The 26,181-nt window shown below is 63.0% G+C and carries 25 protein-coding genes and 2 pseudogenes; 9 read left to right on the forward strand and 18 right to left on the reverse strand.

The window, feature by feature from the left end; genetic code table 11:
- The first annotated feature begins 54 nt into the window (after positions 1-54).
- The 3 genes and pseudogenes from HV744_RS22530 to HV744_RS22540 all read left to right on the forward strand — a co-directional run.
- Complete coding sequence (locus HV744_RS22530) at positions 55-231, forward strand: DUF1427 family protein (protein ID WP_175151612.1); 177 nt, start codon at positions 55-57, stop codon at positions 229-231.
- Positions 232-354: 123 nt separating this feature from the next.
- Positions 355-933: a DUF4337 domain-containing protein gene (locus tag HV744_RS22535; RefSeq protein WP_175151613.1), complete on the forward strand. Its 579-nt coding sequence runs from the start codon at positions 355-357 to the stop codon at positions 931-933.
- Positions 934-1,076: 143 nt separating this feature from the next.
- Positions 1,077-1,286: pseudogene (locus tag HV744_RS22540) on the forward strand (LysE family translocator); the annotation flags it as partial.
- 24 nt (positions 1,287-1,310) lie between these two features.
- Here HV744_RS22540 and HV744_RS22545 read toward each other — a convergent pair.
- From HV744_RS22545 to HV744_RS22575, 7 genes are all read right to left on the reverse strand, one after another.
- A complete protein-coding gene (locus tag HV744_RS22545) occupies positions 1,311-2,585 on the reverse strand; it encodes an RNA polymerase sigma factor (protein ID WP_175151614.1) in 1,275 nt (424 codons plus the stop codon).
- Positions 2,586-2,589: 4 nt separating this feature from the next.
- Positions 2,590-2,997, reverse strand: a complete 408-nt coding sequence (locus HV744_RS22550) for a VOC family protein (protein WP_175151615.1) — start codon at positions 2,995-2,997, stop codon at positions 2,590-2,592.
- A gap of 39 nt (positions 2,998-3,036) precedes the next feature.
- Positions 3,037-3,564 (reverse strand): SRPBCC family protein, encoded by a 528-nt coding sequence (locus tag HV744_RS22555; RefSeq protein ID WP_175151616.1) that lies wholly within the window; start codon positions 3,562-3,564, stop codon positions 3,037-3,039.
- Positions 3,565-3,628: 64 nt separating this feature from the next.
- Positions 3,629-4,042, reverse strand: a complete 414-nt coding sequence (locus tag HV744_RS22560) for a YciI family protein (protein ID WP_175151617.1) — start codon at positions 4,040-4,042, stop codon at positions 3,629-3,631.
- A 149-nt stretch (positions 4,043-4,191) separates the two neighbouring features.
- A complete protein-coding gene (locus tag HV744_RS22565; RefSeq protein ID WP_175151618.1) occupies positions 4,192-4,545 on the reverse strand; it encodes a YciI family protein in 354 nt (117 codons plus the stop codon).
- Positions 4,546-4,893: 348 nt separating this feature from the next.
- Positions 4,894-5,367: a hypothetical protein gene (locus HV744_RS22570; protein WP_175151619.1), complete on the reverse strand. Its 474-nt coding sequence runs from the start codon at positions 5,365-5,367 to the stop codon at positions 4,894-4,896.
- 1,206 nt (positions 5,368-6,573) lie between these two features.
- Entirely contained in the window at positions 6,574-6,846 is a 273-nt protein-coding gene (locus HV744_RS22575) for a DUF1488 family protein (protein ID WP_175151620.1), read from the reverse strand.
- A gap of 156 nt (positions 6,847-7,002) precedes the next feature.
- Here HV744_RS22575 and HV744_RS22580 point away from each other — a divergent pair, with 156 nt between their 5' ends.
- The 3 genes from HV744_RS22580 to HV744_RS22590 are packed head-to-tail and all read left to right on the forward strand — an operon-like array spanning position 7,003 to position 8,349.
- Positions 7,003-7,473 (forward strand): hypothetical protein, encoded by a 471-nt coding sequence (locus tag HV744_RS22580; protein WP_175151621.1) that lies wholly within the window; start codon positions 7,003-7,005, stop codon positions 7,471-7,473.
- Positions 7,474-7,478: 5 nt separating this feature from the next.
- On the forward strand, positions 7,479-7,952 hold the full coding sequence (locus HV744_RS22585; RefSeq protein WP_175151622.1) for a GNAT family N-acetyltransferase: 474 nt from the start codon (positions 7,479-7,481) through the stop codon (positions 7,950-7,952).
- Between the two features lie 46 nt (positions 7,953-7,998).
- On the forward strand, positions 7,999-8,349 hold the full coding sequence (locus tag HV744_RS22590; RefSeq protein WP_175151623.1) for a DOPA 4,5-dioxygenase family protein: 351 nt from the start codon (positions 7,999-8,001) through the stop codon (positions 8,347-8,349).
- 74 nt (positions 8,350-8,423) lie between these two features.
- Here the strand turns inward: HV744_RS22590 and HV744_RS22595 are convergent, their stop codons facing one another.
- The 5 genes and pseudogenes from HV744_RS22595 to HV744_RS22615 all read right to left on the reverse strand — a co-directional run bounded on the left by HV744_RS22595 (position 8,424) and on the right by HV744_RS22615 (position 12,968).
- Complete coding sequence (locus HV744_RS22595) at positions 8,424-8,735, reverse strand: high-potential iron-sulfur protein (protein ID WP_175151624.1); 312 nt, start codon at positions 8,733-8,735, stop codon at positions 8,424-8,426.
- Between the two features lie 29 nt (positions 8,736-8,764).
- Positions 8,765-8,944: pseudogene (locus HV744_RS22600) on the reverse strand (nitroreductase family protein); the annotation flags it as partial.
- A gap of 324 nt (positions 8,945-9,268) precedes the next feature.
- Complete coding sequence (locus tag HV744_RS22605; RefSeq protein ID WP_175151625.1) at positions 9,269-9,988, reverse strand: PepSY-associated TM helix domain-containing protein; 720 nt, start codon at positions 9,986-9,988, stop codon at positions 9,269-9,271.
- A complete protein-coding gene (locus HV744_RS22610) occupies positions 9,985-10,668 on the reverse strand; it encodes a Fe2+-dependent dioxygenase (protein ID WP_175151626.1) in 684 nt (227 codons plus the stop codon). Before HV744_RS22610 ends, HV744_RS22605 begins: the two co-directional genes overlap by 4 nt.
- Positions 10,669-10,763: 95 nt before the next feature.
- Positions 10,764-12,968 carry a TonB-dependent receptor gene (locus HV744_RS22615; RefSeq protein WP_175151627.1) on the reverse strand — a complete coding sequence of 735 codons (2,205 nt, stop codon included), beginning with the start codon at positions 12,966-12,968 and terminating at the stop codon, positions 10,764-10,766.
- Between the two features lie 454 nt (positions 12,969-13,422).
- Between HV744_RS22615 and HV744_RS22620 the strand changes: the two genes are divergently transcribed.
- Positions 13,423-14,418, forward strand: a complete 996-nt coding sequence (locus tag HV744_RS22620) for an aldo/keto reductase (RefSeq protein WP_175151628.1) — start codon at positions 13,423-13,425, stop codon at positions 14,416-14,418.
- Between the two features lie 80 nt (positions 14,419-14,498).
- On the opposite strand, the gene HV744_RS22625 is transcribed toward HV744_RS22620, so the two are convergent.
- The 6 genes from HV744_RS22625 to lysA form a co-directional block, all read right to left on the reverse strand.
- The gene (locus HV744_RS22625) at positions 14,499-15,065 is read right to left on the reverse strand and encodes a YbhB/YbcL family Raf kinase inhibitor-like protein (protein WP_175151629.1); all 567 of its coding nucleotides are present in this window, start codon (positions 15,063-15,065) and stop codon (positions 14,499-14,501) included.
- 39 nt (positions 15,066-15,104) lie between these two features.
- Positions 15,105-15,881: an ROK family protein gene (locus HV744_RS22630; protein WP_175151630.1), complete on the reverse strand. Its 777-nt coding sequence runs from the start codon at positions 15,879-15,881 to the stop codon at positions 15,105-15,107.
- 79 nt (positions 15,882-15,960) lie between these two features.
- Complete coding sequence (gene zwf / locus HV744_RS22635) at positions 15,961-17,574, reverse strand: glucose-6-phosphate dehydrogenase (RefSeq protein ID WP_175151631.1); 1,614 nt, start codon at positions 17,572-17,574, stop codon at positions 15,961-15,963.
- A 154-nt stretch (positions 17,575-17,728) separates the two neighbouring features.
- Positions 17,729-20,536: an MGH1-like glycoside hydrolase domain-containing protein gene (locus HV744_RS22640; protein WP_175151632.1), complete on the reverse strand. Its 2,808-nt coding sequence runs from the start codon at positions 20,534-20,536 to the stop codon at positions 17,729-17,731.
- A 51-nt stretch (positions 20,537-20,587) separates the two neighbouring features.
- Positions 20,588-22,600 carry an amylo-alpha-1,6-glucosidase gene (locus HV744_RS22645; protein ID WP_175151633.1) on the reverse strand — a complete coding sequence of 671 codons (2,013 nt, stop codon included), beginning with the start codon at positions 22,598-22,600 and terminating at the stop codon, positions 20,588-20,590.
- Between the two features lie 220 nt (positions 22,601-22,820).
- Positions 22,821-24,062 carry a diaminopimelate decarboxylase gene (lysA, locus tag HV744_RS22650; protein WP_246279150.1) on the reverse strand — a complete coding sequence of 414 codons (1,242 nt, stop codon included), beginning with the start codon at positions 24,060-24,062 and terminating at the stop codon, positions 22,821-22,823.
- Positions 24,063-24,171: 109 nt separating this feature from the next.
- Between lysA and HV744_RS22655 the strand changes: the two genes are divergently transcribed.
- Both HV744_RS22655 and HV744_RS22660 read left to right on the forward strand, forming a co-directional pair.
- Positions 24,172-25,113 (forward strand): LysR family transcriptional regulator, encoded by a 942-nt coding sequence (locus HV744_RS22655; RefSeq protein ID WP_175151635.1) that lies wholly within the window; start codon positions 24,172-24,174, stop codon positions 25,111-25,113.
- A 185-nt stretch (positions 25,114-25,298) separates the two neighbouring features.
- Positions 25,299-26,153 (forward strand): oxidoreductase, encoded by an 855-nt coding sequence (locus HV744_RS22660; RefSeq protein WP_175151636.1) that lies wholly within the window; start codon positions 25,299-25,301, stop codon positions 26,151-26,153.
- Positions 26,154-26,181: the final 28 nt, after the last annotated feature.

A 26,181-nucleotide genomic window follows, 5' to 3' on the forward strand; every position in this document is an offset into this window, starting at 1 on the left:
TGTCGCGGCCGGCGGGCGTGCGGCCCGCCTTTCCTTGCCTGGAGGACAACGAATATGAAAGCGTATTTGATCTCGCTGGCCGCCGGTGTGGTGGTCGGGCTGCTCTACAGCGTGATGGAAGTGAAATCGCCCGCGCCGCCGACCGTCGCGCTGGTCGGATTGCTCGGCATGCTCGGCGGCGAACATGTGATTCCACTCGTGCGGACGTGGCTCGCGTCGGGCGTTCATTGAATACGCTTGCGCCTCTCCAGACCAACACCTTTTCCATCGTCGCGCGTCACGCGCTAAGATTGAGGCCCCCGGGCCAGAGCGCCGCCCGGTGACGACAGGAAAAGCACTGCCTCGGAGAATCGGATGTCTGAAGAATATGAAGTGCATGGTCCGCACGACCATGCCGTCGAACACGCCGGTCACCACGACGCGGATCCGTTTGCGAGCCGCATGGCCGTGATGACGGCGATCCTCGCGACGATCGGCGCATTGTGCGCGTACCAGAGCGGCAACAGCGAGAATCTGGCGCTGTTCTACAAGAACGAAGCCGCGATCAAAAAGACCGAAGCGGCGAACCAGTGGAGCTACTACCAGGCCAAGGGCGAGAAAGAGAATCTCGCTGAACTCGGCGCGGCGCTGTCGGCCGTCAATACCGACGCTCACGCGAAATTCCTCGCCGACGTCGACAAGTACAAGCAGCAAAAAGAACCGATTCGCGCGAACGCCGAAGCGATCGAAAAAGAAGTGGTGGCAAACGACAGCAGAAGCGAAGCGCTCCTGCACGGCCATCATCGCTGGGCGCAGGCCACGCTGCTGATCCAGGTGGCGATTGCGCTGTGCGCGATCACGTTGCTGACCCGCAAGAAATGGCTGCGCAATCTGTCGTTCGCGGTGGCGGCAGGGGGCGTGCTGACCGCCGGCGCCGCCTTTTTCGGCATTTGAATCCGATGCTGGCATCCGCCGGCGCGCTTTCGCTCACAGCGCTTTCGCTTTGCCGCAGGTCCGCAATATAGAGTGTCGTATGGTTGATGGCTCCGCCGTTCCAGGTGTTTTCTCCGTGTACATCGCCGGCGTGGTGATCCCCGGCGTCCGCCGCGCCAGCGCATGTCAGCGCCGGCACGTTTGCCGCGATGCTCGGCATGGTGTGCGTGGTCGCGAGCAGCTGGTACGGCTTTGTCGCGCTGACGTTGTCGCATGCGCGGATTGCGTCCGCGTATCGACGCAGCAAGGCATGGGTCGATCGCGTGTGCGGCGGCCTGATCGTCGCGTTGGGCGTGCGTCAGTTGATCCGCTAGCTAGCTAGCTCGCGCGCCTGCGCCTCAATGCGCGAGGCTGCGCGCACGCTTGAGCAGCAACTCGCGCTCGCGCGCATTGCGCGTCATCGCCGCGGCGCGTTCGAACTCGGCGCGCGCTTCTTGCGCACGTCCAAGTTTGACCAGCAGATCGCCGCGCACGCTCGGCAACCAGTGATAGTTCGCGAGCGCCGCGTTGGCGGCGAGCGCGTCGACAATCTCCAGACCGGCGGCTGGTCCGAACGCCATCCCCACAGCGACCGCCCGGTTCAACTCGACCACCGGCGACGGCGCCACCTGCGCCAGCGCGTCGTACAACGCGACGATCTGCGCCCAGTCGGTATCTTCGGGGCGGCGGGCGCGCGCGTGACACGCGGCCAGCGCGGCCTGCAACGCATACGGACCGCTCGCGCCGCCCAGCGCGTGCGAGTTGCCGATCGCGGCGAGCCCGCGGCGGATCAGCAACGGGTCCCAGCGGCTGCGATCCTGATCGAGCAGCAGCACCGGACGGCCCTGCGCGTCGGTGCGCGCGTGCGTGCGCGACGCCTGAATCTCCATCAACGCGACAAGCCCGTGCACTTCGCTTTCGTCCGGCACGAGACCACCGAGCACGCGGCCGAGCCGCAACGCTTCCTCGCATAACGCCGGCCGCATCCAGTCGTCGCCGGCTGTGGCCGAATACCCTTCGTTGAAAATCAGATAGATCACCTGCAGCACCGACGCGAGGCGCGGCGCGCGCGCGTCCGCTTGCGGCACCTCGAACGGCACCCTGGCCGCCGACAGCGTGCGCTTGGCCCGCACGATCCGCTGCGCGATGGTCGGCTCGGGCACCAGGAACGCGCGCGCGATTTCATCGGTGGTGAGGCCGCCGAGCAGGCGCAGTGTGAGCGCGACGCGCGCATCCGTCGACAACACCGGGTGACACGCGGTGAACACCAGCCGCAACAGGTCGTCGCCGATATCATCGGCGCGCGCGGCATCGAGGGTATCGACGAAATCGGGCACGATGTGAGCCTCCCGCACGTCGAGATCGTGGCCGAGTTCCTCGCGCTTGCGGGCATGCAGCGCTTCCTGCCGCAAGCGGTCGAGCGCGCGGTTCTTCGCGGTGGCCATCAGCCACGCTCCCGGATTGTCGGGCACGCCCGCGTCGGGCCAATGTTCGAGCGCCGCCACCAGCGCGTCCTGCGCCAGTTCTTCGGCAAGCCCCACGTCGCGGACGATCCGCGCGACGTGTGCGATGACCTTGGCGGATTCGATCCGCCAGACTGCCTCGATGGCACGATGGGTGGCCGGCGTCGTCACGGCCTCAACCCGCTGCCTGGGCGTTCGGGTCCATGTGGATCAACTCCCAGATGTGGCCGTCGATGTCTTCGAAGCCGTGTCCGTACATGAACCCATAGTCCTGCGGCGCGCGCGGCACGCTGCCGCCGGCGGCGAGCGCCCTGGCGACCAGCGCATCCACCTCGTCGCGGCTGTCGCACGACAAACCCACCAGCGCCTCGGTGCTTTCCTTCGGATTGCAAAGCGACTTGCGCGTGAACGACTTGAACAGGTCCTTGACCAGCAGCATCGCGTAGAGGTTCTCGCCGAGGATCAGACAGGCCGCCTGCTCGTTGGTGAATTGCGGCTCGAAGTTGAAACCGATCGTGCTGAAGAATGCTTTCGACCGTTCGAGATTGTCGACGGCGAGATTCACGTAAATCTGCTTGTGCATGATGAGATGAGTCCAATAATCGGTTTGTGGGCCGGGCGCTCAGCTCGCCTCGGCAAGCGTCTTCAGATTGCTCAGGCCGTCTTCGAAATCCTTGCCGACCATCCGGTCCATGCTGACGAACACCTGCATCAGCTTCGACAGAAATGGCACGGGCCCGTGCATCGCCCAAGTCACCTGGGTCGCGTTCGCGTCAGGCTTCAACGTGAATTCGGCCATGTTGTGCGCTTCGAAGGGCGTGATGAAATCGAGGCTCATCGTCACGCTCGACGCCGCCGTCGTATCGACAATCTCCATCTGCCCGACGCCGACCTTGTCGCTTTGCCACGCATAGCGCGCGCCCTTGCCGCTCGGCGTACCGCTATAGATGCCTTGGGTCGCCGGGTCTTTGCGCAGAAACGGATTCCACAGGTTGAATCGATGCAGGTCGTCGATCAGTGCATAGATCCGTTCGGGCGGCGCCTCGATGCGCAGGCTGCGTTCAATCCGAAAGCTGTCGGGCCGGGTCGCCGCGTAGGCCAGCAGCAGGCCCACTGCCGCGACCGCGATAATCAGCAGGGTCTTGAGCATGATGAATCCTTTCGAGAGGGCCGCCCGGTTCGACGCGCGGCCGGCGCGAACGCCGGTTGTCGAATCAGCGCCGCGACGCGTCGAGGTCACGGAGCCGGTCCAGTTCCGGGCCCGGTTCGAAGTCGTCGAATTCAAACAGTTGCCGCATTTCGATTTCGCCGTCGGCCTGTTCGCCGAACGGCGCCGGAAAGCGCCGCGCCCACTCCATCGCTTCTTCACGCGAGCGCACCTGGATCAGCGTGTAGCCGGCGATCAACTCCTTGGTCTCGGTGAACGGGCCGTCGACGACCGTGCGCTTGCCACCGCTGTAGTGAATGCGCCAGCCTTTCGAACTCGGCTGCAAGCCGGTGGCGTCGAGCAGCACGCCGGCTTTGGCCAGCTCTTCGTGATAGGTGCCCATCGCGGCGATCAGGGACGCTTCCGGCATCTCGCCCGCTTCGCTGGCGGCAGTCGCTTTTACCAGGATCATGAATCGCATTGCGGTGGCTCCTTTTTGTTGTGAGGGGGGAGCCGCGCACGTTGGCCGGCTCCTTACTCACACGACGAGCAACGCGCGGCCAGATCGACACTCACGCCGACGCCCCAGGGAAAACCCCCGGCCACAGCACAGCCGCTGCGCGGTATCGCCTACATGAAGCACGGTCCGAGCTTGCGGACTTCGACCGTGCACCACGACGCCGCCGGGCAGGCCTGCGCGATCGCCACGGCTTCTTCGCGGGTTTCACAATTGAGCAGAAAGAAGCCGCCTATCATTTCCTTCGCTTCGGCGAACGGGCCGTCGAGCAGTTTCGGCTGGCCGTCGCGGACCTGCACGCGCACGGCGTCCTTCTGGGAAGTAAGCGATTCGACCGCGACCAGTTGGCCGCGCTCTTTCAGGTCGGCGGCGAAACGCACCATCTGGTCATAGACTTCGCGTCCCGCAGTTTCACCGCGTTCAATGCGCTGATTCGGGGGTTCGACGATGAGCAGCATGTAAGACATGGTGTCTCCAATTGATTGCGCCGCCCACTGGGACGTCCAGCGGGTGCCGGACGGCAACGAACGCGCTTGCGGCGAATAGGCGGGAGCCAGTCTAGCAAGCGTGGCTGACTCCGGCAAACCTGATCCGGCGATCGCACGGCGGCCACGCGTGTTCCTTACGGAGATTCGTAATCGGCGCATGTGTCGCGGATTTACTTTTGAAGCGCGACGTATTAACGCCGCTTTGAAGTATTCTCCGAACTCGCTAAAGCCCGCGGTGCTGAGCGGCGATTGAATGCCGCCGAATACGAAAAACGCCCCACGTGGGGCGTTTTTTATGCTTTTGCCGGCGGCAAGCGTGCGCGACTGTCAGACCGCAGCTTCGGCAATAGCATTCAGCTGCGCCGACCGCATCAAGCCTTCGATCATTCTCGCTTCGGCGCTCGCAATCTCGCTCAACGACGCCACCGACAGTTGCCCGTCGAGAATCGCCAGCGCCGTGCAGAGTCGGGCGTATTCGTGATCCTCGAGGGTCCACCGGCCCTCTTGGTCTTCACGGGCGTCGAGCCGGACCATCGCCGCATGCGCGCTTTCGATGTCGGCGAGCACATCTTCACCGAGGCCAAGGCGCGCCAACTCTTGCGAGACCAGTAGATGCCGGCTCAACGTCGTGTGCAGATTCCGCGAGCCCTGGCCGCGCCGGAATGCGTCAAGGGCGGCATAGCCCTGCAGAAGCATCGCTGCCGTGACCGGCTCATGCGTCGTGCGGCTATAGGTCAAGGCACGCAACAGCGGGGACATGGCCGGCTGGCTGTGCTTGCGGGCTCGCGATTTACTGGACATATCGATTCAACCTCCTTCACTCACTTCCGGCTTCGCCACCGAATTCTCGTGCGCTCCGGCGGCCGACGCCGCCGATGCGCCAGCGGCTCGACAGGCCTCTAATGTGAGTCTGCGCAGCCATCGTGGCAAGCAACCATACCACGCCCGACAATCCAACGTCCTGCTTGTACGCGGCGGCTTGCGGCTCACGGCCGGCTGATTGCCGAGCCGCTCGCGAGATGCAATGCCCGCATATCGGTTCGAACCTGCCAGATACAAGTCGCGCAGTGCGCGTCGACGAAAAAAAACCCTGTTCCCGTGGGGGAACAGGGCCGGACAGGATGGAACAGTCGTACATGCGCGTGGATGCTTGCCGACCTATAGCCACCAAAAACTGGCAACACTGTTGGTACGTGAACTGCTACCTCTATTACAAAAGCCATTATTGCGTGAAGCGCTACTTCAAGGTGCTGCTAGTCCCACTGCTACTTCTGCTTCCATTCAAAAAGCTGCTGCTGTGTGAATCACTACTTCAGTTTGCTGCCACTTCAAACGCTATTTCTTCTACTGCAAATACTGTTGCTACCTGAGCTACTGCTGCATCACAGCCCGGTCCCTCACCTGCAACTACACCTGGCTGCAACCCCCTGCTGATTCGCGCGCATATCGGATGGATTGCGCGCTGTTTGCATTGCTTCTACTTCCTACTGCGTTACTGCCCTGCCGCGTTCGACAACCACGGCAAACTGCCATCAACGGTACGGTTCAAAACAACGCGGGGGAAGACCGCGTCGATGGGCTCGGTGATTTGTCGCTCCATGGAAAACAGTTTATGCGAGCGCATCCGGATGCAATTGCGCGAAGCGAGGGGCATTGGCGGCCTAATTTGGCGAATTGGTGTAACAGGCGATTTCCTCAGAGGTTAGCGGCACGCGCCACACTACATCTTCGGTGCGGTCAAGGAGCTGGCGGATTTGGCGGATTTGCCGGCTTTGGCCGGCGATCTGCCGGCGCGGCTTGCTGCCGGCGAGGATGCGCATCCGCTGAACGCCCGCGAGAAAGTCGTGGCGTGAACGACGGCTGGCCGAAGCGATGGGTCAAACGAAAATGAGGACGGCAGTAACGAGCGACGGCACGATCATCGTCGCTCGCTGTAGATTTAGGCGTGCGAGCGTCGCAGGCATCGCGCGCAAAACATCAGACCGAAGAGTGATCACGCAAAGAACATCAACCGCGGGTGGCGAAATCGCTGATCGTCAGCAGCACTTTCTCGCCGGGATGCGCGAGCAATTTTCTTTCCGCGACCGCGGTAATGCGTTTGCGCCCATCCGCAAACGTTTTCAGCACGCGCGCCTCGCCGGCACCGCGCTGCAACCAGAAGTGCTCTTCCAACGCCTCGCGCGTGACGGCGCACTCGAGATCCCGTCCTCGCGTCGAAAGCTGAAAAATCACCGCGCGTCCGTCTGCCGAGATGCTGGGTTCAAGCTCGACAGTCTCCATAGCTCACCTCGCAAAGTTCATTAAGCCGTTCGCCATATTGAACGAACGTCACTGCAAAAACTGAATCGAAATGCAGACCGTCCACCAGATTGTTTCGACTGAGCAATGCGCGCCATTGCGTCACGACTACGCTCGCATTGAACGACACATGCAGCGGTGCGTAAATCGGCAAATACGCCAGAGCATGAACTAGCGGATAAGCTGTCCTCGCCTGCATCTCACGGCGCACGCCGCGCGCTGCGGACGAAATTGCAAATCATGAATGCGGCGGCCGCAACTCACTGCAAAGCACAGACAACCGGTATCACGATAAAAGACGAACATGACGGCTTCGCCATCGATCCCGCGCGTGACAGTGTGTGGTTTCGCATTCAGCATGTTTCGTTCTTATGCCAGATTGGCGCCATTCTTCGGCGGCCCGACGTCTCGACCGCGAGGTATCGAACCTGCCCACACCAGCAATATGCGGGTCACGAAAAAGCAAAGCGTATGCCAATGAGCACCAGCCGCGTTGTGCTCGACGTGGCGAGTCTGACCAAAACAGCACGCGCGACGAGCCCGGCAAGCCGCAAGCGTCGGCAGCACTGGAAGCGGCGCACATCGCCGCGCCCGCGCGCGGAAACATGACCGACATGTCCGTTCAAGAACCTGCCCTGACCTTGCGTCCAGCGCTCGCCGACGACGAAGCCTTCCTGTTCGAACTCCGCAAGGCCACGATGACGGAGCACCTGGCGCGCGTCGGCGAACCGACGGACGACGCCGAACATCGCGAGCGCCTGCTGCATCGTTACGACACGGCGCGGGTGGTCTACATCGACGGTGCGCCAGCCGGTTTGCTGAAAGCGCATCGCACCGACACCGAATGGGTGGTTGTGCAATTGCAGATCACGCCGGCGTTGCAAGGGCGAGGCATCGGCGAACGCGCGCTGCGTACGGTCTTGCGTGCCGCGCAGGCCGACGCGTTGCCGGTCACGTTGAAGGTGATCAAAGGCAATCCCGCGAAACGCCTGTACGATCGCCTCGGCTTCGAGATCGTCGGCGAAGATGACTCACAGTTTTACATGAGACGCGCACCGCGCGCGTCGGCGGAAACCGAAGCAGAATGAATGTCGGATAAAGACTGATACCGACTGATACGTAATGGACTCTGATATGACCTTTCGCGACACCTCAGCCATCGAAAGTTGGCACGCCCACGTCTATTTCGATTCGAGCAGCCGCGACGCCGCGTGGGCCTTGCGCGAGCAAATCGAAGCGCACTGGAGCGGCCAGTTGCAAATCGGCCGCTTTCACGAGCGCCCAGTCGGCCCACACCCGATGTGGTCGTATCAGCTTGCGTTCACCCACGCACAGTTTGCCGACGTGGTCGGCTGGCTAACGCTGAATCACGGCGCACTCGACGTTTTCCTGCATCCGAATACCGGCGACGCGCTGCGCGATCATCGCGACGCGGCCGTGTGGATCGGCCACTCGCACGAACTGGTGCTGAAAGCGTTGATGTGACCGATGTTGCACCGGCACGCGCGCACATCGCGCACGGGTTGCTCGACTGACGTGAACGCGCCGCCCCTTGCCGATCACATATTCGTATACGAACTGCACCAGCCGCGCGCGGCGACCTGCTTGTCACCGAACAGCGTGCAGCCGCCATAAGCATCGGTGGCCTTCCCCTGGAACAGCGAACAGTTGGCGCACGTTTGTCCCGCCGCGTAGCTGGGAAATTTCGCTTTGTCGACCTTCGACGCGTCTTCTACATAAGCGAGGGCTCGCGCGTTCGGATCGGCTTCGCTGAGCCGATTCGCGGTTTCGGCGCAAGCCGCGCGAGACAGCGCGAGCGACGAGCCGACGCCCACGCTCAACATCAGAAAATGGCGGCGCGATGTTTTCATATTGGTCCGATGGAAAGTGGGGACGTTGGCCGAATGGCATCAACCGCGATCGAAACTTTCCACGGCTGCGTATTGATGCCCGAGGGCGCGCGGCTGGCGGCTTCGAGATTGGCTTCGATATCGGCACCCGGCAGCGGCGTCGGTAGAAAGGCGCGAATCGAACGCCGCGTGATGAGCGCGGCATCGACTTGATCGGCAAGTGTGGTCATCGGCGGATTCCGGCAGAACCAACAAGTTGGCGGTCTGCGCAGATTCTAGCGCGAGCGGATACTTTCCCGCTGACAAGCCGGCAGGCTTGGGTCCGTGGTGTATTTGTCGTAGCCCGTCAGTAAGATCTCGCGCAGAACAAGGCGGTCGCGGCACATGTCGATTGCCAGATCGGCGTCCGACCTGCCCGCAAGCCCCGCGCCGGTCAGCCTCACATCGATCGTGTGCTCGCCGGGAATCCGCCTGGCGTTGCGCGAGCAAGGCGAACTTCCCGACCGGGCGGCGAGCGCGCCGGCCGGTCTGATTCAGTCAGGCGAGGTCCGCTTTCACATCAGGCCTACACATATTGCGGCGGCGATCGATCCCAACACCAGCATCGCGCCGACCGTCTTGCGCTTGTTCAACTCCGTCCAGAGCAAAACGCCGGTAAGCGACAGCAGAATGATGCTGCCCGCGAGCGTGTCGATCAGCAGCACCCAGCCGACGCTCAAACCAACGCCTTTGTGCAGATTCGTCAGCATCGCGAGGAAGGTGTTTTCGCTGCGCTTGACCGTCACATAACCATTGCCGACCCAGTACTCGGCGGACGTGTTTTCACGCGGCGACGCGAAATTCAGTTGCCAGTGCTCAGGCTGCACGATGCTGCGCTCGCCCCACGCGACCGGATGCTCAGACTCTTTCTGCACGCGCCCCGGATTGCCGGCCAGCTGCAGTTCGCGCTTGAGCCATTTGCTCAACTCGCGCGGCGTCTGCGGCGCCGGCTGCGGCAGCGGCACCTGCAACAGCGACACTTGCGGCTCGCCGGTCGAGACTCGCAGCGGGCCGCCGCGATGATTCAGAAAGAACCCCGTGGTGCCGAACAGCAAACCCAGCGCGGCGCCCCACAAGCCGATCCAGCCATGCACTCTACGCAGCCAATTGACGAAGGTCGCGCGGCGCGAGCGCTGCTGCCGCGACTTCAGTTCACCGCTGTCGAACCGTTGCGGCTCACGCGCCACGCGGTCCTCCGCCGTCGGTTGAATGTCGATGGTCTCGGGCACGCTCACGTTTCGCTCCAGGTACGCAGTAGATTGTGATAACAACCAACGAGGCTGCGGCGTGCGGCATCGTCGGCGTGGGTGGCATTCAGACGTTGAATCGCGGTGTCCATATCGAATAGCAGCGCGCGTTGCGTGTCGCTGCGCACGAGGCTTTGCACCCAGAAGAAGCTGGCGATGCGCGCGCCGCGCGTGACCGGCGTGACCTGATGCAGACTGGTGGCCGGATAGACGATCATGTCGCCCGCCGGCAGCTTCACCTGCTGCACGCCGTAGGTGTCTTCGATCACGAGTTCGCCGCCGTCGTATTCGTCGGGTTCGGAAAGAAACAGCGTCACCGAGACGTCGGTACGCAGCTTCACGCCGTTGGGCAGCACGCGCACCGCACCGTCGACGTGACTGCCGAACTGCATGCCGCCCTCGTAGCGATTGAACAGCGGCGGATACACCTGGTTCGGCAACACCGCGCTGATGAACAGAGGGTGACGTTCGATCGACGCGAGAACCACGTCGCCGAGTTCGCGCGCCAACGGCGAGTGCTCGGCGATCTGCTGGTTGCGCTTGACCGGCGCGCCCTGATAACCGGCGGTCGCGCGGCCGTCCACCCAGGCGTCGCCAGCCTGCTCCAGCCGCTCGCGCACGAAGCGCAACTGTTCGGCGTCCAGTACTTTCGGAATCTGCAGCAACATAGTGTTTCCTTTGCGTCGGCTTATTTGCGTCGGCTTATTTGCGTCGGCTTACCGCGATCAAAACCGGTAAGCCTAACGAATCCGCCCTGCGTGTATCAGAAGCGATAGTCGAACGTCGCCAGCAGCGCACGTCCGATACCCGGCACTGAACGACCGCCGTCCGACGGAATCAGCGCGTCGAAGTACTCCTTGTTGGTCAGGTTCAGCAGGTTCAGGCGCACGTCGTATTTCTTCGCGTGATACGCGGCGGTCGCGTCCCAGCGCGTGTAGCCCGGCACCCGCACAAAGTTCGTGTTCGACGCGTAGCGCGGCGACATGTAGATCGGGCCGCCGCCGATTTCCCAATGCGGCGTGATCGCGTAGGTGGTCCACAGCGTCAGCGTGTTGCGCGGCGTGTTGGCCGGCGTGTGCCCTTGCGTGCCGTCGAGCGCCTTGCGGATGACCGCGTCCATGTACGTATAGCCGCCGAACACCTGCCACCTGTCGGTAATGTGGCCGGTCACGCCCGCCTGGAAGCCGTCCACGCGAATGTCGCCGGAGAGTTCGTATTCGGTCGGCGAGACCCGCGTGCGCGCGTTGTCCATTTCCTGGCGGAAGAACGCGGAGTTTACTGAGATATTGCCGCCGAGCAGATCCCACTTGCCGCCGATTTCATACGACTTGGTCGATTCCGGCGCGAGGTTCTGCGTCAGGTTCGTCACCGTCAACGATTCGAGCGACGGGTTGAACGACGTGCCGTATGACACGTAGTACGACTGCCAGTCGGTGGGCTGATAAATCACGCCCGCGCGCACACTGGTGAAGAAGTTGGTCTGGCTCGCGTAAAGCGGCGCGGTGATCGTGTTGTGGATCTGCGCCTGGAAGCGATCCCACCGCAAACCGCCAATCACCTTCCAGTGCTGGTTGAGCGACACGGTATCGTTGACGTAGGCGGCGAGTTCATTCGCACCGGAATCGGCGTAGTTGCCGACCGTGGTAGTCACGCCCGGCGGCGTACCCATGATCGGCGGGTTCAGCATCGGCACAATCGGCAAATTGTTGCGCGTGTACGCCTGATTCGAATAGCTGTCGTGACCCACTTCGAAGCCGGCGATCAGGTCGTGCTTGAGCGGGCCGGTGTCGAACTTGTATTCGAGCATCGTGTCGTTGTAGATCGCGTGGTTCTCGATCACGCGGTCATGGCTCTGCAACTTGATGAACAGTTGCGACGGCGACAGCGTCGTGAAATTGCCATTGGTCAACGCAGTGCTCGACGACAGCGGCCCGGTCAGCACCGCCTGTGGCGCGGTTTCGCGCGCGTCGGTCGTCGAATGCGAGAACTGCGTCTGGCTGGTGAAGGTGAGCGCGTCCGAGAACTTGTGCTTGATCGCCGCGGTAAAGGTCTGAATGTCCTGGATCGTGCGGTCGCTGGTCAGGCCGTAGAAGGTGTTCCTCGGCACCGGCGACGGAGCGCCGTTCAGCGCCTGGATGCCGTAGTCGGGCATGTCGTGGTTGTGCTGGATCAGGGCGGACAGCGTCACCTCGGTCGGCGTGCCGATCCCGAAGCGAACTTCCGGCGCGACGCCGAAGTCCTTGTTCTTCATCACGTCGCGCGTCGAACCGAGGCTCTGGCCGAATGCGTTCAGGCGAATCGCAGAGGTATCCGTCAGCTGGTGGTTCACGTCGACGCTGGTGCGGTAGCGGTCGTCGGTGCCGACCATCGCCGAGACTTCCGCGAAGTCCTTCAACTGCGCCTTCTTGCTGACCTGATTGATCACGCCGCCCGTCGAGCCGCGGCCGAACAGCATCGACGACGGGCCGTACAGCACTTCGAGTTGTTCCAGGTCGAAGGTGTCGCGATAGTACTGGTTGCGGTCGCGGAAGCCATCCAGATAGATATCGTTCTGCGCGGTGAAGCCGCGCAAGTTGATGTTGTTGCCGATCTGGCCGCCTTCGGCCGCGCCGATCGTCACGCCAGGCGCATTGCGCAGCGCGTCCTGGAACGACGTGGCGCCTTGCGACGCCAGCAAGTTCCGGTTGATCACGGTGACGGTCTGCGGAATGTCGCGCAATGCGGTCGGCGTCTTCGCGCCGACACTCGATCGCTCCGCCTGGAAGTCAGGTTGTTCAGCCTGCGCCGCGACGCCGATGGTCGGCAGCGTGCCGCTGTCTGCCACTGCGTTTGCCGGTGCGTTTGCCGGTGTGCTATCGGCCGCTGGTTGCGACGCGGCTTGAGGAGCGGTCTGCGCGACAGCGGGTGTCGCAAATGGAATGGCAAAAGCTAGCGCTAACGCAGTCGCAAGCGGCGTGTGCTTAAACATGGAAATCCCGTCAGGTGTGCGCTTGCCAAATTCGCATGTCCGACATGGGATAAATGACGAAGCTGCAATTGGCTGGCTTCCGGTCGCCTTGACTGACGCAGGGATGACGGGATGGCTGGCTGGTTGTTAAATGAGAATCGCTATCATTCCATATGCGACAAAACGCATCAATCGCGCCGCGTATTACCCCGCGTAATGAAATTATTTCAGTATTTTACTAACGTATGGATTTAGTAATTTTTATTCCGCAGACCATACTATTTTATTACTATTTTGTAATGCAACGAGCGCTGACATCGAATACTGGTAAGCCAGCACTCCAATTGTGCGGCGATTTAAAACTTTCAATTTAATAACAACACAGCGCGTGCGCAGCCAGCATCAAATCGCGACACCGTTTATCCTTTTTGCAACACTGCATACCGCACTGTTCCGTCCATCTTCGGAGTTGACCATGCAATACCGCAAATTCGGCCGCACCGGCCTGACTGTTTCGCGTCTGTGTCTCGGCACGATGACCTTCGGCCTGCAGACCGAAGAAGATGCCTCGCATCGCATTCTCGATACAGCGGCAGACGCCGGCGTGAACTTCATCGATACGGCCAATGTTTATCCGCTCGGCGGCGGCGAGAATATTGCCGGTCGCACGGAGGAAATTGTCGGACGCTGGCTGAAGGGCAAACGCGAGCACTTCATACTGGCGACCAAGGCAGTCGGCAAGATGGGACCCGCGCCGTGGGACGAGGGCGCGTCGCGCAAGCATCTGCTGGATGCCATCGACGCGTCGCTGCGCCGGCTCGGCACCGACTATGTGGACCTTTATCAGCTCCACTCCGACGATGCGAACACGCCGCTCGACGAAACGCTCGAAGCACTCGATGCGATCGTGCGCTCGGGGAAAGCGCGCTATATCGGCGTCTCGAACTTCCTCGCGTATCGGCTCGCGCGCGCGTTGGGACGCGCCGATGTGTTGCGCGTCGCGCGGTTCGTGTCGGTGCAGCCTCGCTATAACCTGTTGTTCCGTCAGATCGAGCGGGAGTTGCTGCCGTTGGCCGCCGAGGAGCAGTTGGCGGTGATGCCTTATAACCCGCTTGCGGGCGGCCTGCTGACAGGCAAGCACCAGTTGGATGCGACGCCGGCAACCGGTCGTTTCACCGAGACTGTCGGCAAGGCCGGCGCGATGTACCAGCAGCGGTACTGGCACAAGCGCGAGTTCGAAACGATCGAACAATTGAAAACGATCGCGGCATCGACAGGCGAGTCGTTGACGCGGATTTCTCTCGCGTGGGTGTTGGCCAATCCGCTCGTCACGTCAGCGATTATCGGCGCGAGCCGCGCGGACCAGTTGAGCGATACGCTCGCCGCGTCCGAACTGGTGCTCGACGCGCAGATCAAGACTCAACTCGACGAGGCCAGCGTGCAGTATCGGTGGGGCGACGCGGCCAGATAAGCCGTACTCGTCTTTCGCGGCGGCTGCCAGGCCTGGCCAGGCAGCGTGGCTAGCAGCGCGCCACCGCGAAGGCAGACGCGTCACCGCCCATACCGCAGCACCGTGCTCGTCGCGGCAATCACGTGATCCTTGATCGCCGCGTGCAGCGCATCCCGGGTCAAGCCGGCCGGCAATGCATCGGGCGGCAGATCCAGCGCATAGACCTGCGCGACGTAGTGATGCGGAACGTCTCCAACCGGTGGACACGGCCCGTAGTAACCGGTGCCGCCAGTCCGATTCGTGCCGGCGATGCTGCCGGGCGGCGCCGCGCCGCCCGCCACGAGTCCCGTCGTCGACGGCGCGATGCCGTACTGCACCCAATGCACGATTCCCAGTCCCTTCGCGCCGTCGGGATCGAAAAGCGTGACCGCCAAGCTCTTCGTGCCGGCGGGCGCATTGCGCCATTGAAGCGCCGGCGACAGGTTGCCGCCACCGCAATTGTTGGCGCTCGCCGCGTGGCTCGAATCCAGCGTGCCGCCGTCGGCCAAGCCCGGCGACGACACCGCGAACGCCTCCAACGCGTACACTTGCGCGCTCGCCAAAGCGAACGCCGCGCATACGCCGACAAATAGCAGGCGTCGTGCGACGCCAAAGCCGCTTCGAGTCATCGTGAAGCACCCCTTGTCATGGACTCGCGAGTCCAACGATTATTTGAATCGCCCCGTGCGCTGATTCGCTTCCGGCAACTGCCGCGTCTCACGCAAGGACCGCGGATGCCATAGGCGCGCGCCGCCTTCAATACCGGCATCGTTCGATACGGTCGCCACGTTCGGCGGCAAATCGATCTTCAGGCGCGCCGCGTTGCCGCCGCCGATCCACAACTTGTCGTAGTTCACCAGCGCATCCAGAATCCCGATCACCTTCTGAACGCGCTGGTTCCAGCGTTTATTCCCCGCCTTCTCACGCGCGGCTTCGCCGATGTATTCGTCGTACGCGACGCCTTTCTTGCTAACCGGGTGATGGGCGAGTTCGAGATGTGGCATCAACTCGCCGTCGCGGAACATCGCGGTGCCGGCACCCGTGCCTAGCGTCAGCACGAATTCGAGGCCATGTCCTTCGATCGCGGCGAAGCCCTGCATCTCGGCATCGTTGATCATGCGCACCGGCACACCGCCGAGGCGCTGCGCCAACGAGTCGGCGAGCGGGATGTCGTGCCAGCCCTCAACGCCGAAGTGCGGCGCGGTCAGAATGCGGTTGTTGCGCACCACGCCCGGAAAACCGATCGACATCAGCGTGGGCGGCGCCTGTTCGACGAGCGGCGCCACCAGCTTCGCCAACGCATCCACCAACTGCTCCGGCGCGCACGGATGCGGCGTCGCCACCCGCACGCGCTCGGTTTTCATCTGACCGTCCGCATCGATGATCGCGGCTTTCAAGCCAGTGCCGCCGACGTCGATTGCCAGAATCCGCTCGGTGCTGCCCATTACTTTCGTGTTATGTGTTGTCTTGCGTGTCGCCACGGTATCCCCCGATCATGTTGATGTCGATGCGCGCGTATTGACGTTACTTCTTCTCGACTGCGTGCTGTTTCAACGGCCGCCACGCATGACCGTTGCGCGCGAGCAGCGCGTCCGCCTCGGCGGGGCCCTCGCTGCCGGCCGCATAACCGTGCACCGGCAGCGCGCCGCCGGTTTTCGGATGCAGCACGTCGTCCACCGCGCACCAGCTCGTTTCGATGCTATCGGCCCGTTGGAACAGCGTCTCGTCGCCGAGCATGCAGTCGTACAGCAGCGTCTCATAGCCGACGTTCGCGCGCTCCGTGAAGAAGTCGGCGTAGTCGAACGACGACTGCACCGCGCCGACCTGCATCACCGGGCCCGGCGTTTTCACATTGAAATCGAAGCTCGTGCCATGCGCGGGATCGATACGCAAGGTCAGCACATTCGGCGTGAGCGCATCGACCGGCGTATCGCGGAACAGGCGGAACGGCACCGGCTTCAATTGCACCGAGATTTCCGTGCGGCGCGCGGCCAGCCGCTTGCCGGTGCGCAGATAGAAGGGCACCCCGGCCCAGCGCCAATTCTCGACGAACACGCGGGCCGCGGCGTAGGTCTCGGTTGTGCTGCCTGGCGCAACGTTGGGTTCTTCGCGATAGCCGACGCCCGCCGGGCCCTTTTCGTATTGACCGAACACGACGTCGTCCGGCGCCAGCGGCTGGATCGCGTCGAAGACTTCGGCCTTCTTGTCGCGCACGGCTTCGGCGTCGAATGAATTGGGCGGTTCCATCGCGACCATGCCCAGCAACTGGAACAGGTGGTTCGGCAGCATGTCGCGGAACGCGCCCGTCTGCTCGTAGAACTTGCCGCGCCCTTCCACGCCGATCGTTTCCGCCGCCGAAATCTGCACGCTGTCGATATATTCGCGCCGCCACACCGGTTCGAACAGCGCGTTCGCGAAACGCACCGCGAGAATGCTCTGCACGGTGTCCTTGCCGAGAAAGTGATCGATGCGATACACCTGCGATTCTTGCGCATATGACAGGATGTGCGCGTTCAGATCGCGTGCCGACGCGAAATCGGTGCCGAACGGTTTCTCGATCACGAGGCGCCGGAAGCCGCTGCTCCCGCCACCGCCCTCCTTCAGCAAACCCGCTTTGCCGAGATGCTCGACGATCGGTTTGAAAAAGCGCGAGCCGACCGCGAGGTAGAAGATCACGTTGCCGCCCGGCGATTGATCGAGCTTCTGCTTGAGCTTCGTAAAGGTATCGTCGGTTTCGAATTCGCCGGCCATGTATTCGAGGCGTTGCGCGACCCAGTCCCACGCCTGATCGTCGAGCTTGCCGGCGTGGAAGGTGCTGGCTTTGTCGGCGGCGAATTGCTGCAACGACTTGTGCAGATCTTCGCGCCACTCGCTGGTCTCGCGCTCGCCATGATTGACGCCGATGATTCTCATGCCGCCGTCGAGCAGGCCGTCCACCGCGAGGTTGTACAACGCGGGCATCAACAGCCGCTTCGTGAGGTCGCCGCCGGCGCCGAAGATCACCAGCGTGCAAGGTGGCGCGGGCCGCTTGCCGGGCGGCGACGCCGGCGCGTCGTGCGGACTCGCGCTGAGCTTGCAGCTCGGTGCCTGAGTGGCGGCGGGGTGGTCGGAAGCCTGGGTGTTCGGTGTAGTCGACATGGGATTCACTTGAGGAAGCCAATGGAACGGACGTGGCGGTACATCAAAGACCACGCTTGAACCCACACAGTTCAAAAACGATCACGCGGCCTGCACGGCACGCGAAGTTGTAGGGCCGCTGTAACCTCGTCGCGCGCGCGTTGGCCGTGGCGTGCTACTTCGTTGCTGTGGTTGCGAGCACGGACTCGGGCGCAAAGGCCGGTGCGGTAGCTTGCGCCGCAGCCGCGGCCGGCGCAGATGCGGGAATCGGCGCCCGCTCCGCTTCGCCCGCCAGCGGCACATTGCCCGACGCCGCCATCACACGCGGTTGCAGCAGCAACGCAACCAGCCCGCTCCAGCCGGTCTGATGCGAAGCGCCGACCCCGCGCCCGTTGTCGCCATGAAAATACTCATGGAACAGGATCAGATCAACCGACCTCGGGTCGGCCTGCAACAGCGGATAAGCGCCCATCACCGGCCGCTCGCCGTCCTTGTTCTTGAGGAACAGCGTGGTCGCGCGGCGCGCCAGTTCGTCGGCGATTTCACTGAGCGAGAACTTCTGCCCCGAGCCGGTCGGATATTCGACACGGAACTCGTCGCCGTAATAGCGGTGGAATTCGTATAGCGATTCGATCAACAGATAGTTCATCGGCATCCACACCGGACCGCGCCAGTTCGAATTGCCGCCGAACACGCGCGTGTCGGATTCCGCCGGCAGATACTTGACGCAGAAACTCTTGCCGTTGTGATTGAACACGAACGGATGATCGCGATGGCAGCGCGACAACGCCCGCACGCCGTGATCGGAAAGGAATTCGCTTTCGTCGAGCGCGCGGCGCAGCAATGCTTTCATCCGATGACCGCGCAGCACCGACAGCAGCAGCGCGTTGCCCTTGCCGGGCTCGTTCCAGCGCGAGACCAGCTTCGCCAGATCCGGGCGATGTTCGAGGAACCACACGAGCCGCTCGCGCAGACACGGCAAGCTGCCATGCAGCCGCTCTTCGAGCACGTGCACGGCGAACAGCGGAATCAGGCCGACGATCGAGCGTACCCGCATCGGCAAGTTGCTGCCGTCGGGCAGGCGCAGCTTGTCGTAGAAGAATTCGTCTTCGCTGTCCCACAGGCCCGTATCGCAGCCGTCGTCGCAGCTCACCGCTTCGGCGATGTACAGGAAGTGCTCGAAAAACTTCACGCCGATATCGACGAATACGTGGTTCGCGTACGCGAGTTCGAGCGCGATGCGCATCAGGTCGAGCGCGTATGCGGCCATCCAGGCGGTGCCGTCGGCCTGATCGATGTGGCCGCCGGTCGGCAGCGGCGACGAGCGGTCGAAGATACCGACGTTGTCCAGCCCGAGAAAACCGCCCTGGAAAATATTGTGGCCGTCGGCGTCCTTGCGGTTCACCCACCACGAGAAATTCAGCAACAGCTTATGGAACACGAGTTCGAGGAAATCGCGATCCGCCTTGCCGGTGAGCGCGCGGTCGATCTCATACACGCGCCACGCGGCCCACGCATGCACGGGCGGGTTGGCGTCGCCGAGCGCCCATTCGTACGCGGGTATCTGGCCGTTCGGGTGCTGATAGCGGTCCTTCACCAGCAGCAGCAACTGACGCTTGGCGAACGCCGGATCGATCAGCGCGAACGCGGCTGCATGAAACGCGAGGTCCCACGACGCGTACCACGGGTACTCCCATTTGTCGGGCATCGACACGATGTCCGCATTGCACAGGTGCCGCCAGTCCGCATTACGGCCGTGCTTGCGGCTGGCGGGCGGTGCGGGTTGCAGCGGATCGCCGTCGAACCAGCGTTGCACGTCGTACTGGTAGTACTGCTTGGACCACAGCATGCCGGCGAGCGCCTGACGCTGCACGAGACGCGCGTCGGGATCGGTGATCTCGTGTTGCAGCGCGCCATAGAATTCGTCGGCCTCCGCGATACGGTGCGCGAAAACCGCATCGGCATCGAACTGCGCGTCGTCGGGAGCCGACTGCGGACGCCAGCGCAAGTACACCACCGCGCGCCCATGCGGACCCAGTTGCAGCGCTGCATGCGCGCCGGCCTTGGTGCCGGCGTCGTGGCGTATCGCCTGCTGGTCGCCGTGTACCAGATAGTCATTGAAGCCGTCTTTGAACGGACCCTTGCCGTCCATGTTGAACAGGCGTTTGACGTTGGTGTCGTTCTCGCAGAAGAGCCACGCAAGCTGCGGCGCGTCCTTCGACCATGCCGTCACGACGATCGGCTCGTGACCATGCTGACGCCCGACCACATGGGCCTCGCCGTCGTGGTCCGTGCCGGCGACCAGCGACGGCTTGTCCCTGTTTTCCTTCCACGACCACGAGTTGCGCGCCCAGATTTGCGGCAGCACGTCCAGCGACGCGGTCTCGTCCGCGCGATTCTCGATCGTCACGCGCATCACGATGTCGTCGGGCGCGTGCTTCGCGTATTCGACCTGCACGTCGAAATAGCGCCGATCGTCGAACACGCCGGTATCGAGAATTTCGTACTCCGGCATGTCGGCGCCACGGCGGGCGTTTTCCTGTACGAGGTCGTCGTACGGAAAGGCCGCGTGCGGGTACTTGTAAAGCATGCGCATGTACGAATGCGTCGGCGTGCCGTCGACGTAGAAGTACAGCTCCTTCACGTCCTCGCCGTGATTGCCTTGCGCGTTGGTGAGGCCGAACAGGCGCTCCTTGAGGATCGGGTCCCTGCGGTTCCATAGCGCGAGCGACACGCACCAGCTCAGCTTGTCGTCGCCGAAACCGGCGATGCCGTCTTCGCCCCAGCGATACGCGCGGCTGCGCGCATGGTCGTGCGGGAAGGAGTCCCAGGCGGTGCCGTCCGCGCTGTAATCCTCGCGCACCGTGCCCCATTGACGCTCGCTCAGATACGGCCCCCAACGCTGCCAGTGGTCGCACGCGGCCGAATGCAGGCGTGCGCCTTCAATGGTGTCGAGCAGATTGGCAGCGCGCAGCGGTGGCATGACTCCGTCCTTGCGTGACGCTTGGCGGTGGGAGACACATCGTAGCGCGGTTTACGCGCTCATGGGCTCCAACCGGGCAAACAGGTTTTCGACCCGCAACAACTCCCCTAGCGACCACGCCTGAAACGGCGTACCGGCGGGCGTATGGGGGGCGTCGCCGGCGGCGATTTCGGACAGGTGGTCGAGACCCGCGTGGTCGAGATGCGCGTAAAGCGGGTCGAGAAAACGCGCTTTGGCTTGCGCGCGGGTATCTGGCGTGGCGCCGTGAACCCGCAGCCATGCTTCGACGAACGGGCCAAGCAGCCACACCCAGGCCGTTCCTTGATGATAGGCGCCATCGCGTGCAAGCGGCGACCCGCCGTAGTGTCCGCGATACGCAGGGTCGGACGGCGCGAGCGTGCGCAAGCCGAGCGGCGTGAGCAGTTGCGCTTCGACCTGGTCGACCACCGAGCGCGCCGCCGCGCCGTCGAGTAACGGGAACGGCAGACCGCCCACCGCGAAAATCTGGTTCGGCCGGATCGAGCGATCTATCGCGCCTTTGACGTGATCGACGTCGACGTTATCGACAAGCGTTTGCGTGGACGGGTCGACGAAGCGTTCACGAAACGCTTGTAACGCTCGCTCGGCAGACTGCTGCCATTGCGGATTCCAGCTTGCTGCAATGCGCAATGCGTTGATCCACAGCGCCTGCACTTCGACCGGCTTGCCGATGCGCGGCGTGACCACCCAGCCGCCGACTTTCGCGTCCATCCAGGTGAGTTGCACGCCGGGGATGCCGGCGCTCAGGAGGCCGTCGTCCGCGCAGACCCGGATGTTGAAGCGCGTGCCCTTCGTATAGCCGGTGAGGATCGCTTCGGCGGCTTGTTGCAGACGCGCGCGGGTCGCGGCGCTTGCGTGCGCCGTGGCCAGATAGTCGTGAACGGCGACGATGAACCACAACGACGCATCGACGGAGTTGTATTCCGGTGTGTCGCCGTAGTCGGGAAAGCGGTTCGGCAGCATGCCTTCGGACAGCGTGCCCGACCATTCGAGCAGGATCGCTTCGGCTTCGTCGAGGCGGTTCGATGCGATCAGCAAGCCGCGCATCGCGATGAAGGTATCGCGGCCCCAGTCGGTGAACCACGGGAAGCCCGCGAGGATCGTGCGGCCTTCGTTGCGCGAGACCACATAGACATCGGCGGAGCGTTGCAGGCGTGAACCCAGCGCGTTGCGGCGTTGTTGCTCGTTACGTGCAAGGTCGCTTGCGTGGGCGGCGGCGGCTTTCGCGTTCGCGCATTCCGTTGCGGATGTCAACGTGAATGCGGATGTCGCCGCGGCCGTTGCACTCGACGCGCTGAGAACCATCACCGCGTCACCATCGGTCAGATCGAAGCTGAACACCCCGGGCGTCGCGAGATCCTCATTGAAGTCGAGGCCGCGCTCCTGTTCGCGGACGTAGCAGAAGTTGCGATACCAATCGGGCGCGTGGGTGTACGCACCATTCGTCGCGGCATGAATGACCGGCAGGTCGCCATACGGTTGCCAACTCACGCATGCGTGGTCGTCACTCGTCTGCGCGCCGAAGTTGAACGCGGCATTTTCATGATGCAGTGCGTGATAATCGCGGCCCGATAGCAAAGGCCTGACCTTCAGGACCGGCGCGCTCGGTTCGGCAGCCACTGTCCCGCTCTCCAGCCGCCAGCGCAAAACCGTTTCACACGTCGCCTTGCTGACGAAGACTTCAGCCTTCAGCACCGTATGCGCATCGAGTTGGATGCGCCACGTCGGCCACGGCTCGGTGTCGAAGCCGACGAGACTCGCTCTCAAATCCGGATAGAGCACATCCGGCACATACCGCTGCATGCAGCACGGATAACGCTGACCTCCAGCTTCCACCCAGGCCTCCACGCCGTTGACCAGCACCGCGCGCCCACCCGGCGCGCGCGTAGCGCTCAGCAGCAACGCGTGATAACGGCGCGTGCGCAACGTGCCCACGGTGCCCGACGCGAAGCCGCCGAAGCCATCCGCTTCCAGCCATTCATCTTCAAGCCGCGTGATGTCGAAGGGTCGTTCGATGCGTGTCATGGACTAGCCGGTTATGCAAAGCCGTTAATCATTCGGTATGAGCGCACCATCAATCAGATGGCGTTACGGTGACTATTGTCCTTCTTATCACTTTCCATTCCCTTTCCAAATACCAACGAATTCTCGAAAGTTATGCCACTCGCAACATGGCAGCATCCGCGCGCGCTGAGCGTGCGTTGCACATCGAGCTATCAGCCAGCCGGCGACGCTCACACTGCAATCAGTCCACTGTTTCGAGCGCGATCAATTCGCCGATGGTTTGCCGGCGCCGGATAAGCCGCGGCTTGCCCTGCTCCAGCAACAGCTCGGGCGCAAGCGGCCGGCTGTTGTAGTTCGATGACATCGACGCGCCATACGCGCCCGCGTCATGAAACACGATGAAGTCTCCCACTTCGGGCGTGTGCATCGACCGGCTCGTGACAACACCGCCCTCGGTCTGCGTGAACACATCGCCGGCCTCGCACAATGGGCCCGCCACCGCGAATGAACCGATCGGCGTATTGCTCGGCACGCCGCTTCGTTTCACCACGCTCATCCGATGATGGCTGCCGTAAAACGACGGCCGCACGAGGTCGTTGAATCCCGCATCGACCAGCGCAAATTGCCGCGCGGGCCGCCGGTTCAACGCATGGACCTCGGCGACTAGCACACCCGCCTCCGCGACCAGAAAGCGGCCCGGTTCGATTTCCAGCCGCACGCGATGCCCGACGTGCGCCTCGATCCGCCGGCGCGCCGCATCCCAAAGCCGGAAGTAGTGATCGACGTCGATGCGCGGCCCGTCTTCGCGATACGGCACCGACAAACCACCGCCGGCGGAAATCGCTTCGATGTCATGGCCGAGGCCCGTCACTGCATCGACCATCGCATCACAGACGCGCGACAGATGCGCATAGTCGACGCCCGAGCCGATGTGCATGTGCAGCCCGACAAGCGTCAGCCGGTAACGGCGAACGAGGTCCAGCGCCCGCGGCAAATCATCGAGCCAGATACCGTGCTTGCTGTGCTCGCCGCCGGTATTGGTCTTGTTGCTGTGCCCGTGACCGAAACCCGGATTGATCCGCAGCCACACGCGATGACCGTCGGGCGCATGGCGTCCTATCCGTTCGAGCATATCGAGCGAGCCGGCGTTGACCGTGATGCGATGTTCGAGCACGGCGGCGAGCGTCGCGTGATCGAGCAGATCCGCCGTGAACACCACCCCTTCTGGATCGCCATCGGGTGTGAAGCCCGCCGCGAGACTGCGCGCGATTTCGCCCAGAGAGACCGCGTCGACCATGACGCCTTCGTCGCGCATCAGCTTCAGAATATGCACGTTCGAACATGCCTTCTGCGCATAGCGAATCACGTCGAAACTGCGTAGTTCAGCGATACGTTGGCGAATCACATCGGCGTCGTAGATCCACAGCGGCGTGCCATGCTGCTGGGCGAGTTCGACGACTTGTTGCGGATTGAATGGCGTCACGGTTCTCTCTCGATGTCGAAGCGTTGCAGCAACCGGCATGATGCAGAGAACCATCCATTCAGTAAAATACCTATTCTTCGGTCATCCATTCATTACGGATATACCCATCATGGCGCTCACGCACCGGCACATCGAGGTCTTCCGCGCGCTGATGACGGCGGGCAGCGTCACCAAAGCGGCCGAGATGCTGTTCACGTCGCAGCCCACCGTCAGCCGCGAGCTCGCGCGCATGGAGCAGAGCATCGGCTTTGCGTTGTTCGAACGCGCGCATGGGCGGCTGCGGCCCACGATGTCCGCGCTGACGCTGTTCGATGAGATCAAGCGTGCGTATATCGGGCTCGAACGGGTCGCGTCGACGGCGGCGAGTCTGCGCGAATTCCAGGGCGGCCAGCTTTCCATCATCGCGTTGCCCGTGTTCTCGCATTCGATCCTGCCGGGCGCGTCGAAACGCTTTCACGACGCGCAGCCGGGCGTGAGCCTGTCGATCGCCACGCAGGAGTCGCCGTTTCTCGAAGAATGGCTGACCGCGCAACGCTACGACCTCGGCCTGACCGAACACGGCGCGCCGCCGCCCGGCACGCGTCTGACGCCGTTGCTCGAAGTGGACGAAGTGTGCGTGCTGCCTGACGGGCATCCGTTGCTGGCCAGGCGCGTGATCGAGTTGAGGGATTTCGCGGATCAGGCTTTCATCAGCCTGTCGTCGAACGATCCGTACCGGCTTCAGATCGACGAAGCGTTCGCGCAAGCTGGCATCGCGCGCCGCCAGCTCATCGAGACGCCGACCGCGGTCTCGGTTTGCAGTTTCGTGCGCCAGGGCCTGGGCATCGCAATCGTCAATCCGCTGACCGCCGTCGATTTCGCGGGCCGCAATCTGCATATCCGGCCGCTCGCCGTGTCGTTGCCGTTTCGCGTGAGCGTGATTCATCCGGAGCATCGTCCGAGCCATCCGCTGGCCGGCGCGTTCGTCAAAGCGCTGCAAAGCGAAGCCGCCGCGCTGCGGCTACAATTGAAAACCAATGCCGGACACAGGCGCGGACACAGCCGGCAATAACGGCGTCGTCCGCAACCCAACGTGCACTCGCGCGAGCCGTCGCGGATGCCATCCGCTAAAAACGCCGGGCGCGCTTCACGCTGAACACCACTAGCAAACCGATTGCGGACGCGAGCGCGCGCACTGCGCGTTCGCGCCGTAGCGGAGTCTTCACACGTGGTAGACCATCAACAGGAGTTTCCCAAATGATGAATCGAGACAATCCCGTCTGGCTGATTACGGGCTGTTCCACCGGCTTCGGCCGCGAACTGGCGAAGCTGGTGCTGGAGCGCGGCTGGCGTGCGGTCGTCACCGCACGCGACGCGTCGAAAGTGAAAGATATCGCGGAAGCCCACGGCGACCGCGCGCTGGTTCTGCCGCTCGACGTGACGAACCGCGCGCAGATCGAAGCCGTGGTCGCGCAGGCGAAGCAGCGTTTCGGCCGTATCGACGCGCTCGTCAACAACGCGGGTTATGGTTATCTGGCCGCGATCGAGGAAGGCGAGGACGACGAAGTCCGCGCGATGTTCGAGACCAACGTGTTCGGTCTGATCGACCTGACGAAGGCCGTGCTGCCGATCATGCGCGAGCAGCATAGCGGCCTGATCGTCAATGTGTCGTCGATCGGCGGCATTGCGAGTTTCGCGGCGACCGGCTATTACCACGCGACCAAATACGCGGTGGAAGGCTTGTCCGAATCGCTGGCGCTGGAGGTGAAGCCGCTTGGCATTGGCGTGCTGATCGTCGAGCCTGGCCCGTTCCGCACGAACTGGGCAGGGCCGTCGATCAAGCAATCGGCCACCGTGATCGACGCGTATGCGGGCACGGCCGGCGAGCGCCGCAAGCAGACCGAAGCGCGCAGCGGCAAGCAGGCGGGCGATCCGGTGCGCGCCGCGCAGGCGATCATCGACGCCGCGCTGTCAGACCAGCCGCCGCTGCGTCTGCTGCTCGGCAAGGTCGCGCTCGACCTCGCGTACAAGAAGCTGGACTTCATGCGCGGCGACTTCGACACGTGGAAGACCGCGACCGAGGGTGCGGATTATCCGGAAGGGACGGCTTGATAGCGCTGGATTGCCCGGCTTGCGGGCG

This window comes from Paraburkholderia ultramafica (genome assembly GCF_902859915.1).
GTDB lineage: Bacteria > Pseudomonadota > Gammaproteobacteria > Burkholderiales > Burkholderiaceae > Paraburkholderia > Paraburkholderia ultramafica.